21 protein-coding genes are annotated in these 15217 nt (G+C 45.5%); 4 read left to right on the top strand and 17 right to left on the bottom strand.

Annotation, left to right across the window (positions count from 1 at the left end; all coding sequences use genetic code 11):
• Positions 1–52: 52 nt before the first annotated feature.
• The 4 genes from ccoP to ccoN are packed head-to-tail and all read right to left on the bottom strand — an operon-like array spanning position 53 to position 3270.
• Positions 53–1027: a cytochrome-c oxidase, cbb3-type subunit III gene (ccoP, locus tag CBX98_RS00435; RefSeq protein WP_005377487.1), complete on the bottom strand. Its 975-nt coding sequence runs from the start codon at positions 1025–1027 to the stop codon at positions 53–55.
• Positions 1027–1200: a CcoQ/FixQ family Cbb3-type cytochrome c oxidase assembly chaperone gene (locus tag CBX98_RS00430; RefSeq protein ID WP_005377485.1), complete on the bottom strand. Its 174-nt coding sequence runs from the start codon at positions 1198–1200 to the stop codon at positions 1027–1029. Before CBX98_RS00430 ends, ccoP begins: the two co-directional genes overlap by 1 nt.
• A 9-nt stretch (positions 1201–1209) precedes the next feature.
• Positions 1210–1830, bottom strand: a complete 621-nt coding sequence (gene ccoO / locus CBX98_RS00425; RefSeq protein ID WP_005377475.1) for a cytochrome-c oxidase, cbb3-type subunit II — start codon at positions 1828–1830, stop codon at positions 1210–1212.
• 12 nt (positions 1831–1842) lie between these two features.
• Positions 1843–3270 carry a cytochrome-c oxidase, cbb3-type subunit I gene (ccoN, locus tag CBX98_RS00420; RefSeq protein ID WP_005396488.1) on the bottom strand — a complete coding sequence of 476 codons (1428 nt, stop codon included), beginning with the start codon at positions 3268–3270 and terminating at the stop codon, positions 1843–1845.
• Positions 3271–3527: 257 nt separating this feature from the next.
• Here ccoN and CBX98_RS00415 point away from each other — a divergent pair, with 257 nt between their 5' ends.
• The 4 genes from CBX98_RS00415 to CBX98_RS00400 all read left to right on the top strand — a co-directional run bounded on the left by CBX98_RS00415 (position 3528) and on the right by CBX98_RS00400 (position 7761).
• Positions 3528–3884: a hypothetical protein gene (locus tag CBX98_RS00415; RefSeq protein WP_041852960.1), complete on the top strand. Its 357-nt coding sequence runs from the start codon at positions 3528–3530 to the stop codon at positions 3882–3884.
• Between the two features lie 113 nt (positions 3885–3997).
• A complete protein-coding gene (locus CBX98_RS00410) occupies positions 3998–5179 on the top strand; it encodes an FIST N-terminal domain-containing protein (RefSeq protein WP_109168342.1) in 1182 nt (393 codons plus the stop codon).
• Complete coding sequence (locus tag CBX98_RS00405; protein WP_048626397.1) at positions 5169–6890, top strand: ATP-binding protein; 1722 nt, start codon at positions 5169–5171, stop codon at positions 6888–6890. Before CBX98_RS00410 ends, CBX98_RS00405 begins: the two co-directional genes overlap by 11 nt.
• A 448-nt stretch (positions 6891–7338) precedes the next feature.
• A complete protein-coding gene (locus tag CBX98_RS00400) occupies positions 7339–7761 on the top strand; it encodes a phage protein (protein WP_069490294.1) in 423 nt (140 codons plus the stop codon).
• A 7-nt stretch (positions 7762–7768) separates the two neighbouring features.
• Here the strand turns inward: CBX98_RS00400 and CBX98_RS00395 are convergent, their stop codons facing one another.
• From CBX98_RS00395 to CBX98_RS26765, 13 genes are all read right to left on the bottom strand, one after another.
• Positions 7769–9532, bottom strand: a complete 1764-nt coding sequence (locus CBX98_RS00395) for a retron Ec67 family RNA-directed DNA polymerase/endonuclease (protein WP_109168341.1) — start codon at positions 9530–9532, stop codon at positions 7769–7771.
• A gap of 409 nt (positions 9533–9941) precedes the next feature.
• On the bottom strand, positions 9942–11006 hold the full coding sequence (locus CBX98_RS00390; protein WP_109168340.1) for a hypothetical protein: 1065 nt from the start codon (positions 11004–11006) through the stop codon (positions 9942–9944).
• Positions 11007–11018: 12 nt separating this feature from the next.
• Entirely contained in the window at positions 11019–11198 is a 180-nt protein-coding gene (locus CBX98_RS00385; protein ID WP_017636135.1) for a hypothetical protein, read from the bottom strand.
• The gene (locus CBX98_RS00380) at positions 11179–11406 is read right to left on the bottom strand and encodes a hypothetical protein (protein ID WP_017636136.1); all 228 of its coding nucleotides are present in this window, start codon (positions 11404–11406) and stop codon (positions 11179–11181) included. Before CBX98_RS00380 ends, CBX98_RS00385 begins: the two co-directional genes overlap by 20 nt.
• A 13-nt stretch (positions 11407–11419) precedes the next feature.
• Complete coding sequence (locus CBX98_RS00375; protein WP_046876230.1) at positions 11420–11890, bottom strand: structural protein; 471 nt, start codon at positions 11888–11890, stop codon at positions 11420–11422.
• A 2-nt stretch (positions 11891–11892) separates the two neighbouring features.
• Complete coding sequence (locus CBX98_RS00370) at positions 11893–12657, bottom strand: hypothetical protein (RefSeq protein ID WP_109168339.1); 765 nt, start codon at positions 12655–12657, stop codon at positions 11893–11895.
• On the bottom strand, positions 12654–13181 hold the full coding sequence (locus tag CBX98_RS00365) for a hypothetical protein (protein WP_017636139.1): 528 nt from the start codon (positions 13179–13181) through the stop codon (positions 12654–12656). Before CBX98_RS00365 ends, CBX98_RS00370 begins: the two co-directional genes overlap by 4 nt.
• Positions 13182–13568, bottom strand: coding sequence for a DNAase (locus tag CBX98_RS00360; protein WP_085569890.1), 387 nt, complete (start codon positions 13566–13568; stop codon positions 13182–13184). It abuts the gene before it with no gap.
• Positions 13553–13750 (bottom strand): hypothetical protein, encoded by a 198-nt coding sequence (locus CBX98_RS00355; protein WP_005457419.1) that lies wholly within the window; start codon positions 13748–13750, stop codon positions 13553–13555. Before CBX98_RS00355 ends, CBX98_RS00360 begins: the two co-directional genes overlap by 16 nt.
• The gene (locus CBX98_RS00350; protein WP_005457439.1) at positions 13747–13890 is read right to left on the bottom strand and encodes a hypothetical protein; all 144 of its coding nucleotides are present in this window, start codon (positions 13888–13890) and stop codon (positions 13747–13749) included. Before CBX98_RS00350 ends, CBX98_RS00355 begins: the two co-directional genes overlap by 4 nt.
• Entirely contained in the window at positions 13890–14198 is a 309-nt protein-coding gene (locus CBX98_RS00345; protein ID WP_109168338.1) for a hypothetical protein, read from the bottom strand. Before CBX98_RS00345 ends, CBX98_RS00350 begins: the two co-directional genes overlap by 1 nt.
• A gap of 9 nt (positions 14199–14207) precedes the next feature.
• Positions 14208–15035, bottom strand: a complete 828-nt coding sequence (locus tag CBX98_RS00340) for a major capsid protein P2 (protein WP_172605901.1) — start codon at positions 15033–15035, stop codon at positions 14208–14210.
• Positions 15035–15163: a hypothetical protein gene (locus tag CBX98_RS26765; RefSeq protein WP_005457441.1), complete on the bottom strand. Its 129-nt coding sequence runs from the start codon at positions 15161–15163 to the stop codon at positions 15035–15037. The genes CBX98_RS00340 and CBX98_RS26765 overlap by 1 nt, the downstream gene beginning before the upstream one ends.
• Positions 15164–15217: the final 54 nt, after the last annotated feature.

The following is a 15217-nucleotide window of genomic DNA, read 5'->3' as shown; positions in this document are numbered from 1 at the left end:
AAGACAGCCCCTATGAAAGGGGCTGTTATTGCTATGTTACTTAATATCTCAGTTACTTACTCTCTGAGTTACTTAAGCTCCAGACATAAGAGGCAACGAGCTGAACTTTATCTTCACCCAAAATGTCTTTCCACGCGGGCATTACACCTGAGCGGCCGTTCATTACGGTTTCGGTTACAGCTGCACGAGAGTCGCCAAATAGCCAATCTTGGTCTGTAAGGTCAGGTGCACCGACTGCAGGGTTACCCTTACCATCAGTACCGTGACAAGCTGCACACACGACGAAACGTGCTTTACCTGCCGCTGCTTCACGAGCATTCACTTTACGACCAGATAGGCTAAGTGTGTAGCTTACAACTTCTTGCACACCTTGCTCACCAAGCGCATCTTTCCATGCTGGCATTTGACCAATACGGCCATGCATGATGGTTGTTACGATTGCAGCTGGTTCACCGCCGTATAGCCATGCATCATCAGTTAGGTTAGGGAAACCTTTCTGACCACGAGCATCAGAGCCGTGACATTGAGAACAGTTTTGCAAAAACAAACGTTGGCCAACTTTTAATGCTTCAGGATCTTGCGCAATTTCAGGAATTGGGCGTAGACCACTGTCATTGTGCGCGAGTTTACGGAATGCTTCGCCGAAGTAAGCGTCGGCATCATCCAGTTCTTTTGCATATTGGTTTAGTTGCTTGTTCTCTTGTGCTGCAGCGATGGCTTCTTTTGACTCTTCTAGTGAGCGAACGGTTTGAGCCGAACTCTGCCAGTTTAAAAAGCCCTTGAAGCTACCTAGACCTGGGAATAGGGCAAGGTAAACTGCTGCGAACACAAATGTGCTTACAAACAGGTAAGTCCACCACTTTGGTAGAGGGTTGTTTAGCTCGCGAATACCATCGTACTCGTGGCCCATGTCTTCCCCTTCCTCGACGCCCATTTTATCTTTAGCGCACCAAGTCAGGAGAATCGCACAGCCTACTAGCGTACCGACAGTAATCACGATAATCCAGAGACTCCAGAATGTAGTCATTACTTCTTCACTCCTTGGTTATTAGGGGTCTTTTGTTCTTCGTCAGCAAACACCAGGTTGGCATCTTCTTCAAAGCGTGCTTTACGCTTTTTACTAAATGCCCACCATACGATGCCAATAAAACTAGCGAAGAGTACAACGGTATAAATACTATGAATTGTACCGAAATCCATATGATCCCCTTACTTCATTGCATGACCAAGAGACTGAAGGTAAGCGATGATTGCATCCATCTCTGTTTTACCTTCTACTTCTTTAGCCGAATTCGCGATCTCTTCATCAGTGTATGGAACGCCGAACTGATCACGAAATAGCTCAAGTTTCTTCTGAGTTAGCTTACCGTCTAAAACGTTTTCAGCTAGCCACGGGAAACCTGGCATGTTTGACTCAGGTACAAGCTCACGAGGATCTAACAGGTGAACACGGTGCCATTCGTCAGAATAACGACCACCAACACGAGCTAAATCCGGGCCTGTACGCTTAGAGCCCCAAAGGAATGGGTGTTCCCAAACACTCTCACCAGCAACAGAGTAGTGACCGTAACGTTCAGTCTCTGAGCGGAAAGGACGAACCATCTGGCTGTGACAAACGTTACAACCTTCACGGATGTAGATATCACGGCCTTCCATCTCCAGAGGAGTGTAAGCACGCAGATTCTCTACAGGTTCAGTCGTTTGCTTTTGGAAAATCAGAGGAGTGATCTCTACAAGAGCACCCCAGCTGATAGCAAACACGATAAAAATAGCCAACAAACCGACATTACGTTCTAAGATTTCGTGGCGATTATTAGAATTATTACTCATTCTTAAATCTCCTTATGCCGGATGTGGGATAGCTTTTAGGCTTTCTTTTGGTGCACTTACCGTTTTGTACGTGTTGTATGCCATTAGGAACATACCAGATAGGAAGATAAATCCACCTAAGAAACGTACAAAGTAGAACGGATAAGACGCTTCTACAGACTCAACAAAGCTGTAAGTTAGCGTACCGTCAGAGTTAACCGCGCGCCACATCAGACCTTGCATTACACCAGAGATCCACATCGCAACGATGTAAAGAACGGTACCGATTGTTGCTAGCCAGAAATGCACATTAACTAGACCAACAGAGTACATACGCTCTTGGCCAAATAGGCGAGGTACTAAGTGATATACAGAGCCGATAGAAACCATCGCAACCCAACCTAACGCACCAGAGTGAACGTGACCAATGGTCCAGTCTGTGTAGTGAGAAAGTGCGTTAACTGTCTTAATCGACATCATTGGACCTTCAAAGGTAGACATACCGTAGAATGACAAAGAAACGATTAGGAAACGTAGGATAGGGTCATAACGAAGCTTATGCCATGCACCAGATAACGTCATAATACCGTTGATCATACCACCCCAAGAAGGAGCAAATAGAACCAGCGACATCACCATACCTAGAGACTGAGTCCAGTCCGGTAGCGCTGTATAGTGAAGGTGGTGAGGGCCTGCCCAAATATATAGAGAAATAAGCGCCCAGAAGTGAACGATAGATAGACGGTAAGAATAAACAGGACGTTCAGCTTGTTTAGGAACGAAGTAGTACATCATGCCTAGGAAACCAGCGGTGAGTAGGAAACCTACCGCATTGTGTCCATACCACCACTGAACCATCGCATCCACTGCGCCTGAGTAAATCGAGTACGATTTACCAAGTGACACAGGAATAGCCATGCTGTTCACGATGTGAAGTACTGCTACTGTGATAATAAAGGCACCGAAGAACCAGTTTGCCACATAAATATGTGACGTGTTTCGCTTCACCAGTGTGCCGAAGAACACCACCGCATATGATACCCATACTAGCGCAATTGCGATATCAATAGGCCATTCTAGCTCAGCATACTCTTTACCCGATGTTAAACCGAGAGGCAAAGTAATGGCTGCTGCCAGGATGATTGCTTGCCAACCCCAAAAGGTGAAGGCAACGAGTGGGCCACCAAAAAGACGTGTTTGACATGTGCGCTGTACAACATAATAAGACGTTGCGAACAGAGCACTTGTACCAAACGCAAAAATTACCGCATTAGTATGCAGTGGACGTAAGCGACTGTACGTCAACCACGGCGTATCAAAGTTTAGCTGTGGCCAAACTAATTGAGCGGCAATCAAAACACCAACAGCCATACCAACTATGCCCCATAAAATGGTCACAAGGGTAAATTGGCGAACGACTGTATAGTTGTAGTTTTGTTCAAGCTGCTTTACTTGGCTCATTTGCATGCTTCCAATTTCTAATTAACTACACTTTTACTTCCAACACGACTTGCGTCGTAACACCACCCAAGTAAACTCTAGAATTCAAGTGTTATCATCACCTTATTTCCATTGCTGACTTTAATAAAAAGTGGCATTTTCAGCGTGACACTATACTTGAATTAACAATTCAATGACAGGGTAGTAACCTTACTGGCCCCCTGGAAATCATTTTTTATTTAAAAAGTTTGAAGTTTGTAACAAGGATATTAGTAATTATGCCTGCACAAAAGTTAACAAAGGCGCGACTTGCACAAATCTTAATCATGCTCAGTGTGTTAATAGGCGCATTTTTCTGGCGTACCTTTACACACGAGAGCGTTACTAGCATTGACTGTTCACAAAAAGAACGATGCGATGTAACAATTGAAGGTGAAATAATCACAATTAATCGTGACTCAACGGGAATTTCGCTCGAAACGATAAAAAGTAGCACTCTAAAAATTGATCCAAATCAATCTGGCGAATTTATCAATCTCGATCGAGAGCATAAGAAAATAGAATGGGACACAATGCCTGAATCAAAAAAAATCACCTTTAAAAAAGGCGAAAACATTGTTGTAGTTCAATTATAAATACGATCTGTCACGAGATAATCGCAACTTCTTAATGAAATTTTCACCTTCTTACCTAGAGAAAATTGGTTGGAATGGTATAACAGCAGAGTGATACCCAATTATAAAATCGTATGCATTGCCAATCAGTTTTTACTCATATTAAAGATGAAGACTCAGCGATAAAAACGCTTAGGTCCGAACTGACACAACAGAACTTGTCTTACGTGATGTGCTACTACACGGAAGAGTACGACTTCGAGTTAATTCGAGAAGCGTTTCTTGAGCATTTTCCCGGTGTGCCTTTTCATGGCGCCAGTTCATGCCAAGCAGTAATGACAGACCAGGGGTTTCATACGGGCCCGGTGATTGCGGCGCTCGCAATTTATGATTCAGGGCCTCATGCTTATGGCACTGGTATTTCTAACTATGATTCAGGTGACAGTGTAACTAGAGCCTTAGATATGGCTCTTGAGAACGCTAACCGCGTAGGAGAAGTGCCAAACTTAATACTGCTTCATGCAACTCCAGGGCAAGAGGAATCAATCATTGCATCTATAGATGAAAGGTTTGGTACGCTGATCCCAATTATTGGTGGTTCAGCCGCTGATAATCATATCGCGGGAAAATGGTCTGTCATTACCACCCAAGGCTCTCAAACTGCAGGTTTAAGTCTGACATTATTTTACTCCTCACAGCCTGTTGATATTGCTTTTAGTGCTGGGCACACTCCAACCAATATCAAAGGGGTTGCAACCAAAACTAACGATAGGTGCTTGCTAGAAATTGATGACGAACCGGCCCTCAATGTTTATAGAAAGTGGACAAACCATCAAGATAACCAAGTAGGTAAAAACAACCTGCTATTTACAAACTCGAGTGCTTATCCACTAGGGCGTGTCGCTGGCCACCTCTATGAGCGTCCATATTACAAATTGTCCCATCCAATTCGTGAGACGCGAGATGGAGGAATTGAGCTATTTACACGAATAGAAGAGGGTGATGAACTCACTTTAATGAAAGGAAGCAGAGAACACCTCGTTGCACGCGCCGCTAAAGTTGTAAATGCAGCCTTTAATCAAAAATTAGAAGAATCTCGAAAAATTGGGGTGATAAACATCTTTTGCGCAGGTCCTATGTTGCACTTAATGCAAGACATGAATAGCGTTTGTGAACAAATTAACCAAGAACTAGAACAGTTACCTTTTATTTGCCCTTTTACTTTTGGTGAGCAAGGTAGATTTATTGGTGGTGAGAATGGACATGGAAACCTGATGATTTCATCAGCGATATTCCATAAACCTTATGAAAGATAAATACTTAGACATATACCAACAGGAAGCGCTGCAAGAAGCGTTAGTCGAACTAAAACAGGCTAGGCAAAGAGAACGACTGCTCGCCGATGAGAATAAAGCTATTCTTTCAGCGATATCCGCGATGAGTGAAGCAAAAAACCGGCACGAGATATTTACGGGATTAAATAATGTCCTTAAGAAGTACATCAACTTTGATGATTTTATCGTTCTAACTCGTGATGATGAGAGGTACCCCTTCAAAACGTTGATATCGACAAATAGTGTATTTGATAACATATCTTGGTTACACGGTAACGCATCTGAGAGGGCGCTGAATGGCGAATGTATTCTGCTGTTCGAACCAGATAGGCTTGCGGAGTTTATTAACCTGAACAGCTTTATAAAAAGCCATGTAAACTCGGTAGTCCTAACGGGCATACGTTCAGAAGTAACACAAACGGTCATCTTACTTATTGGTGCTAAGAAAGGGCACTTTAGCATAGAAAATAAGGAAACCTTAAGACGCTTTCGGCCTTTAATTGAGAGGGCTGTCATCGATATTGAGACCAAAGAGAAGTTACAACGTATTGTTGAAGTGCGAACAACTCAGCTTGCTAAAGCAAGAGAAGAAGCAGAGCTTGCAAATCGCTCAAAGTCAGAATTCTTAGCGATGATGAGTCATGAAATTAGAACCCCTCTAAATTCCGTCCTTGGAATGCTCGATATTCTGAAACAATCCACCTTATCAGAAGAGCAAATCGATGCCCTGAGCCAAATGGAATGCTCAGCGGAGTTGCTTCTCGCGATTATCAGCGACATCCTTGACCTCTCAAAAATTGAATCAGGTCGCTTTCAACTCAATGAGCAGTGGGTTAATTTAAGAGACACTGTCACTTTTGTTATTTCTCAACAAAAACAAATAGCTAAGAAGAAGAGCCTTCAATTTAAACTTAATTGCATGGTAACTACCGACAAACAGTTTTGGATTGACTCTACGCGATTATCTCAAATCCTGTTTAATCTTATTGGGAATGCAATAAAGTTTACTGATGAAGGAGAAGTAAAAGTTTCAGTATCTGAGCAAGACTCCGAGCTTGTAATTTCAATATCAGACACCGGAATTGGTATATCTAAAGCCAAGCAAGAACATCTATTTACGGCATTTCATCAAGGTGATCGTTCCATCACGAGACGCTTTGGTGGTACAGGACTAGGGCTAGCAATAACCAAGCATTTAGTTGAAATGATGCGCGGCAAGATTATCGTTAAAAGTGACGAGCATGTCGGCTCAACATTTACTATTAAGATTCCCGTTTTAACTCGGTGCAATCAAAATCGTCCAGTTAAAATAGAAAACAACCAACCAATAAAAGCGATGGATCTTCTCGTAGTCGAAGATACCGAGTCGAATCAGTTTGTAATAAAGCTTATTTTAAATAAGCTTGGTCATAATGTTCATATCGCAAGTCATGGAGCAGAAGCATTAACGTTCTTAGAGGAAAACGAGGATTTAATCGACCTGATTCTTATGGATGTCTCGATGCCAGTGATGGATGGGATTACTGCAACAAGGCTTCTCCGAGATAAAGGCTTCAAGACTCCAATCATCGCATTAACCGCTCATGCGCTAGAAAGTGATAGAGATAAATGCCTTGACGCAGGTATGGATGGATTCATTTCCAAACCAGTTCGAAGACAAGATATCTTTGAAGCTATACAGCCATTTCTGTAAGTAGAAAAAGCATTAATATAGATCTTAACAATCGATAGATTATTAAGATCTATATTAAGTATTTTATGGTAAATAGCCATTATGTTTAATGGTTATGATGGAGACCTTAAATTTCAAATCCACAGGGGAATAGGAGTGCTCATTGGCAACATTTGGCGTACGAGCACATCTCATTTAACATAACACATATAATGCGCACTAAGGGGTGTTTTGTTAACAAAGTCTAACTCTTTGATTAAGCCTTTCATAAGTGTCTGATAACCAAGCCGTAAATTTTAATTTTGTGAGTTTTAAACGTTTAAGTCGTTTGTACTATTACTGGCGATTGTTTCCCGCAATCTACAAAACTCGCCCAATACCCTTACCGCCACATTATGAGGCGTTCGGTTAAGGCGAAAAAACAAGAAAAAAATAATTTTAGTCTGTTCATCAAATTGCGAGCGTTGTCATGTTTCACGAATCATTCTGCACTCTATTCTGGCGCGAATTTAAAACCCTTAAGCAAGGCGCCGAGTTTTTCCACGTTACCAAGCCGACGGTTGTTCGTTGGTTAGATGGCACTGTTCCGGTGAATCCGATGGCGGAAAAACTTCTACTCATCAAGTCACTTGGCTATTTGCCTAATGACATCCGTTGGTCAGGTTTCCGAGTTTGTGAGCAACGCGCTGTGTTAATCACACCATCCGGTCGTGAGTTCAGCCCTAAAGAATTGGAAAGCTTTGTGTTCTGGCGTGACGAACATCGTCAGTTTGTTGAAATGTACGGACACTTTGAGTATCCCAAGGTTTATCCTGCCAAGGAAAATCTCTTGCCGTTTCGTGGCGGCCGTCGAATGAAAGCCGCCGAATGGATACCTAGCAAATTAAAGTAGCAAGCTACTAGGTTCTGGATTCAAAATGATTAATTGCTAAAGAAATTCGTTCGAAAATGGACTTAAATCCATTGAAGTTGATGTTTTTTTTGTCTGCTTCAACAACTTGGGTTGCAAATGTATTCTTGTTGTAGAATTTTTCCGGTGGTTTCTTTTCTTCTTTAGGGTCAAAGGTTCTTCCGTTCACCTGTCTATTCAAAACGGCAAGTTCAAAGAAGTCCTCTATCATAGAATCTGAACCATCTGCTTTTAATGGCGTTAATATTGCGTACAGATTGTCGGTAATGTGGACAAAATCTGCCTTCTTTATATTCCTATCGAAGTTTGTAACGATTTTGCCATTTATGTAAATGGTAGCGTGCGCATTTTTCATTTCCGTTTTAATGTGCTTGCTCAACCCTTCATCGTTATCTAATAAAATGATTACCGGTCTAGTTAGAGGGAGTTTTTTGTAACTCTTCAGTCTTTCTTTGTAGCTCTGTATAAAGCCGCCCAAATACGAGCTGCCGCCATATAACTCCATCAAGAATCTCGTTCTCTTAGAGTATTTGAATAGCTCTATGTGTGTTTCTGCTTCTTTGCCATTTCCCGCAGGCGTATAAAGTTTAGGGAATTGATTCCCTATTGAATCAAGTGCGCATTTCAAATAAATATTGTCAGTCTTCCCTTCACATAAGACACAGACTTTAGTGTTTGCAAAAAAGTGCCTATAGAACAAAAACTTACTAAATGTCTTTTCTCTGCCATTATGCAGTATTCTTGTTCGGTATCCGTGCGTTTTATGGTTGTAATGGACACTCAGCTTTTCCGGATAATTTATTCGGTTGTATTTGTCTATTGAATCAATAAAGTTAAGTCGTCCATTTAGCTCCTTTATCGTTCCATGAACCAATTGGCCATTTTCCTCTTTGGTATAGAAACCTCTAGTGTATAAGCTATGACACATGGCCTTAGTAAGTCGCGAATAATCGCTGCTTACATTTACCTTTTGGTTGACAACCAAACCAGTAACATCCTGCCTAGAGTCTTTATACTGTATTCTTGTTTTTTTATGATTAATCGAAAAGCCTGCACGCCTAATTTCATTGCGGAGAGTCTTGCTTGGAATTATTTTTCCGTCTTCTTCTCTAAGTATCTGAGGAGGAAAAGTTGCTTTTCTTGTTGAGAATGTAAGATCGTCTGCGTAACGCGTGTAGACACAAGAATGCTTACTTGCAAGATTTATTAGTCTAACGTCGAGGGTGTGCGCGATAAGATTAGTAATAACAGGTGAGCAAGGGCTGCCTTGCGGCAAAATACCATTATGACATGCAATTTGTGCAATCGTAGTAGCAACCTCTTCAGACAAAGCAAAGTGTCTGTTTTTTATAAAGAACCCTCTAACTCGACCAAAGTTGAAGGAATCAAAAAAGTTTTCTAGGTCTAAGTTCGCTACGTTTTTTTGCCGTTTGTGCATTTCTGCATTAGAAATGATAGAGCGCTTGCGAACAAAGCCATGAGCGGCACTATTTTCATAATCATTCTCTTCGCTTATGTTTTCAATACAGTCTTGAAGTAAGTTTGCTAAACGACGTTGTATATTCTTTAGCTCTTTCGTAGGCGCATTAATTTGCCTGCTCCCTCCACTCTTCTTACTCACAGGAAACTGTTTGTATTTTGTGGCAGCAGGTACTTTATATAGAACATAAGTTAAGTGAGATGGCGCGCAGCTAAGAAGCCTCGCCAAGTCTTTTCTTGTAACGCAACTTTTTAGTGACTTGATAGAATTCATTTTCTTAGGCTCTAGGAGAGAATTAATGGTTTGCGGGTACTCTTCTGCACCGAGGTGAATCGGAAAGAATCCGTCAAATCGTTAAAGGGCTAGTCTTGGCGACTTTGTTTTCACTGATTGCGATACGCAACCCAAGATCTACCCGCAAACCGAGGCCTATGTTATATGAAGGGTGATTTTAAGCAAGCTTGTGCTTATTGTTAGTGCTGTTAATTTGATTACCATCAAAAAAAGCCGAACCCCATCGCTAAGGGTTCGGCTTTTTTAGGCCTCTGCTTTGGTGGCATTCGTTTGAAGCCTGTCGAGGTCAATCGACCCGCCAAAAGTATCGGCTCCCTACTCGCTGTGTAAATCGTCATTAATGACGTTTCGAACCAGTTCGCACGGTTTAAGCCTTGGCTTTCATTGCTTACACTAACGGCGGTGCGACATCGAAAAAGTTCATGTATAGGTTTTGGCTAAAGAAGCCGCGAACCTGCGCATTTGCCGTTGAGCTCACCATACCAATGTTCGACATCGTGACGGTGCCATCATCGCCCAAGCTGAAATCGGTGTCCCGCGCTTGAAACTCAAACTCAAAACCTTGGTTGCCCATGATGATAAACGACAGGTGTTTATCAATGGGGTAACAACCCTCAACGCAAGGTAGGAAAAAGGTTGGGTCTGCTTTTGAGAACTTCTTGGTGATAATGAACTCTTTTCCGATGCCTTGATTGGTGTAATTGAGTTTTGGCACTTGTCCGGCTTTGCCGTAGTACACCCCTGCACCTTCCACGGACAACACGCCCCGCGCGGCGCTTTCGATGAAAAACGCACGTTTACGATAGTTAATGGTCGCGCCACCTTCGGCCAGACTTGGGATTTCAAGCCAGAACTCTTTTACGTCGTACAAACCCGCCGGAAGTTCAATGGTGCGTGACGCTCGGATACTGGTTGCGTTGCCGTCTCCGTCCAAATCACAAATACCAAAGCGAATCTTTTGCGGGCCACCTGCCTGACAACAACGCACATAGGCGTAATAGTTTTGCTCACCATCTTCAATCAGCGTTGGCGTATCAAACTCTTGGAACAACACCGCATTGGCACCGTTACCCGTCATGCCGAGACCACCAAACATAACGGCGTTACCATCCTTGTTTTGGTGCAGGTCGGCTGTGCCATATCGGCCGGATTTCACTTTGCAATAACTGATACTGCCGCCGTGTTGAACCTCAATGCTCCACGATGGACAAATGGGTTTTGCAATGCCTTTCATGAAGTTAAAAGATTTGGCTTTGTCTACCGCGTGGCCGTACAAAATATCATTCGAAAGCGTTGCGCTGTAATACTCCGCAAAGCTTGGGTTTCGCAATAGGTTGTCAGGCGCATTGCCAGCAAGCGCCACTTCTGCCATGGCGCGCTCTAGGTAGTCGGCAATGTGCTCGACTTTTTTATCCGTGCTTCCCGTTGGAAGCGGTTTAACTGAATCTGTCATGATAAATACTCTTTAATCTGTCTGTTTGGCCGTGAGCACCAACACGCTTTCGCGTACATCTTGCAGCCCTTGGGTAAGCTGTTTATTGATGGCGATTTGGTACTTCAGATTCATGCCGATAAGCACAAACATGACCAGCGACTCGGACGAAAACCCCAGACCCGATAAGGCGTTAATAAGGGCGTTTTCCATCCAAGCCCCCTACTTTTTTGCTTGGTTTCCACTTGTCCGGCAGCGACTCATACGCGCCAATCACGGCGGGAATGGCTAAGCCAACCGCGCCGCCAAAATTCACGCCCGTATCAGTCAGCTCCACGCTGAATAAATGGCCGTAGCCCGTCGCCGCAGCGATAACCGAGCCAAGCAGTGTTAAGCCTTTTAATGTTGAACGTTCAAACATGTTGTGTTTCTCCCTAAACCAGATTGACGCCTTTCAGCACCGTGTTTTTGCTGTAGTGGCGACCCACTTCCATGATGCTCATCGCGTGAAGCACTTCGACCAACAGCGGCTTGTTGTTCACCAAATCAATGCGCTCATCCATACCCACACCAACGCGCCCCGCGACAAAGCGTGCATAGTTGGCCGTGTGGTTTTCGTTTGGTGGTGCAAAGCGGTGAATGATTTCCGTTAAAGTGTGCAGCTCATGGCGGCGCTGATAGTTACGCAGCAAAATGGCGCCCGCACGAAAGCCCCATTCGGGCGCTTGAAAGGTTTCAAAGGCTTTATCGCGTGACGGCGTCACCTTGCCTTGCCATGCATTTGGTGCAATGCGAATGTTAAGCGGGTTGTTAATGCGAATCCCGCGAACGCTTGATGTGGTTGATGTCGTCATGGTGAACGCTCCAATTCCAAAAACAAAAATAATTAAGATAAACAACGGCATGATTACACCTCCAACAGTGTGACGCTGTCACCCTCCGCGCCCGTTAAGGTCATGTCGGCCGTGCTTTCAATGGTGATGCGCTCGCCCGCTTCCAGTTCAAACGCATCAATGAACACCGAGGCGGTGTTGGCTTTCGTCGCCTTAATCGTGATGGCTTTACGCGTGGCGTTTTGCGCAATGTTGTGCGGGAACACGCTCACCGCTTCGGTGATGAGGTTGCGACTGACTTGCGCATCCACTTTGACCACTTGCGCAGCTTCGAGCGTGACCGCGGGCAATGCAGACACTTCCACCGATGGCAACGATTGAACCGTCACGGGTTGCGGCGCTTTGAACTCAACAGGCGGCAACGTCGTGACGCCGAGCTGTTGATTCGCTGCGATTTTCACAGCAGGCAGTTGATTCACCGCCAGTTGTTGATTGGGCGCGATTTCTACCGCGGGTAAGTGTTCAACCGTCACCCCTGGCATGCGCTCAATCACCACATTCGGCAGTGCTTGAACCACCACGCTTTGCCCCTCAACGGGCGGCGTGAACATCCCAAAACCAAATTGAATTTCAATCTGGTTATCGGTGCGGCTTGAGATAAGCAAACGCCCAAGGTGTTTACCCTCGCCCACGTTAAACACCGACGACTTGCCAAGCGTGACGCGCTCACCAGACGATTCGCGATAGATTTCGATTTCAGCTTGCGCCGATTTCAGATACAGCCAATTGCCATCAGGCGTCAGCGGGATGGCTTGACCCGCGATTAGTTGCGTATTCATCGTTTCTTCACCATTACGTAGCCAAGCACCAACACAAGCACGATTGCCAGAACGACCATCATTTTGCTTGTTTCGACTTGCCCGCCGTCTTGTTTGAATTTCGCCAAGTCCATCATGGCTTGCAGATTCTTCGAGTTCTGCGCCGCTTGGTTGCCCGCCAGTCCTGCCAACATATCGAGGTTTTCACTGTTGGTTGAGGCGTACGTTGCCAAGGAATCGCCCGCAAAATCGGCCACTTCATCAATGGCGGTTTCGGCAATGTCGTGCGTGGTGTCCATCGCTTCGAGAGAAATGCGCTCATTGCTGTTGAGCATCTCGCCGCCAAACGCAAAGGCTTCGTCAAACGCCTTTTCGCCAAGCTCCATGGCGGCATTCACTGCGCCGTGGTCGGTCATGGTGGTGTTGATGGTCGAGTTGTTCACCCCCGAAATTGCTACACCGAGGTTATCGCCACTGATGGCATTCTGACCGCTGACGTTAGTGGTGTTACTGGTATTGCTCGATTTTGATTTAGAACTACCCATCTACTGCACTCCCAAATCCAAACGAATAAAGTCGCCGTCTTGCTTGGCGGTGACGCCAATCGAACGCACCAAACGGGCAACGCCATCAAACGCGGTGTCGGCGGTCATGGATGACATGCCCGCCGCTTTCACCACTTTGCATAACTGGATAATCCCCGAACGCAGACCGCGACCCGCGACGCCCCACAAAAAGTAGTTATCCCCATCACGCTCACCCGCAATGATGAGATCATTTTCATTGCTGATTAGGCGATACAGACTCACGCGGCCATCCTTGACCGCTTTGCACAATTCGATATACGCATCAGGGCAAGCGCGAAACGCAGGCTTGAGTTCACCAAGCGCACGTTTCGATTGCGTCACGACTTCAATTACTTCTTTTTCCATAGCAACACCGCCGCAATCACAATCACTACAAGAATCATCAACGTGGTGGAATTGCCCCCGCCCATATTGATATTGCCTACCGATAGGCTGCCACTTGATTCACCATCGGCACCGCTGACCGCGGGACCACCGTTGGCGCTAATTGGCATCGAGCCGGAATTCCCTAAAAGCCCACCAATCATAATTTGAATCCTTTCTTGTACAGGACATAACACACCAGAAGCAGACCGAGCACCCATCCGATGCGGTCAAAACCGCCCGTGATTTTGATGCCCGCCCATACGCCCACCGCACCCGCAATTAGGTATGGAATAAACGGCATTACTTCTTCCCCTTAGCGACGTAGAACATCGCCAATAACAACAATACGAACAGCATTCCCATCATCAGGTGCGTGGTGGTCACCCCCGCAAGCGCGGAGGTGTACACAGGCTCACCCGTGGGTTGTTGGTAGTCGTTATTGTGCTTTCGCTGTTCATCTGGGTTACTCGACTGGACGCGGTCGGCTTCGTTTTCAATCTTCACGCCAAGCCAGTCTTTGCCCAAGTCGGTAACATCGGTCATCAGTTCGCCGCCCGTTTCTAAAACGCCGTCCCAAATAGACCCCCACATGCTTTGCTCTTGCGCCATAACGCCCCCTTACTGCGCGGTAGGCACCGCCACTTGTTCGATGGCTTCAATCAGAACCGGAATGCTGCCCGGTGCCGTTTTTTCCACTTCAAACGCCAGTTGTTTCATGGCCGCCGTTGGTAAACGCGCTTCGCTGCCAAACCCGCAACGCGTGAAGTCCATCGAGAAGAAGCCCGCATTCTGCTCACGACCCGCCGCGGCTAAGTCGTAAGCGTTATCGGTCTTGTTGACGTTGAGCTCTTCACGTTCATCACGCAGGACGCGAACACGTTCAATCGTGTCGTCTTTGAGGTGCAAACGCTTGATAGACAGCGCCGCGCTACGCTCGGCAAAGTCAAACGGTGTGCGACCACTTGATGCGGCGTACCACGTTTGGGAATAGATGCGCGGCATGTAAATGCGTTGGCTTTGTGCCGCCGTGGTATGAGCACGAGCGCGAATCATTGGTGCCGCGGCCCCCGCTTTGGCTTTTAGCTGGATGTACATGAACCAGATTTCGCCTTGCAGCGTCACAAGCTCACCTGTACGGATACCCAGTTTGGTACGCATCGACAAATCCGAGAAGTTCAACACGTAGCGACCCGCTTGCACGTATTCTTTCTTGTGCTCTTGCAAGTCGAACAGGTCTTGACCCGTGACGTTGACGATTTCACGGCCGTTCACTTTCACCGTGATGCGCTCGATGTCTGCCGCATCGAGAATGTCCGTCACCAATTCAATGTTTTGGTAAGTTGGACCCGATACCAAGCGCAGTGTGGCTTGGTTGCCCCAGTTCACACCCTCAACAGGGTCAAGCTCACGTGGACGCGGGTTAAAAGGTTGTTTTAGTGCTTCCATTAGAACCACCCATTTTCGCCGTTAAGAGTTTCACGCACTGGGTTTAGCACGCTGATGTTGTTGATAGCGGCAATCACGATTAACGTGATAATCAGTGCCATCAATAGGTTTTTGTGTTGCTGTTTCATGTTGTCCCTTTCGGTTGTACACGGTTAAAAAGTGATTTCATGAAACAGGGATTT

Source organism: Vibrio sp. T9 (assembly GCF_003123985.1).
In the GTDB taxonomy this organism is placed as follows: Bacteria; Pseudomonadota; Gammaproteobacteria; order Enterobacterales; family Vibrionaceae; genus Vibrio; species Vibrio diabolicus.
The sequence above is the reverse complement of the archived record's forward strand: the minus strand, read 5'-3'. Positions and strand labels throughout refer to the sequence as shown.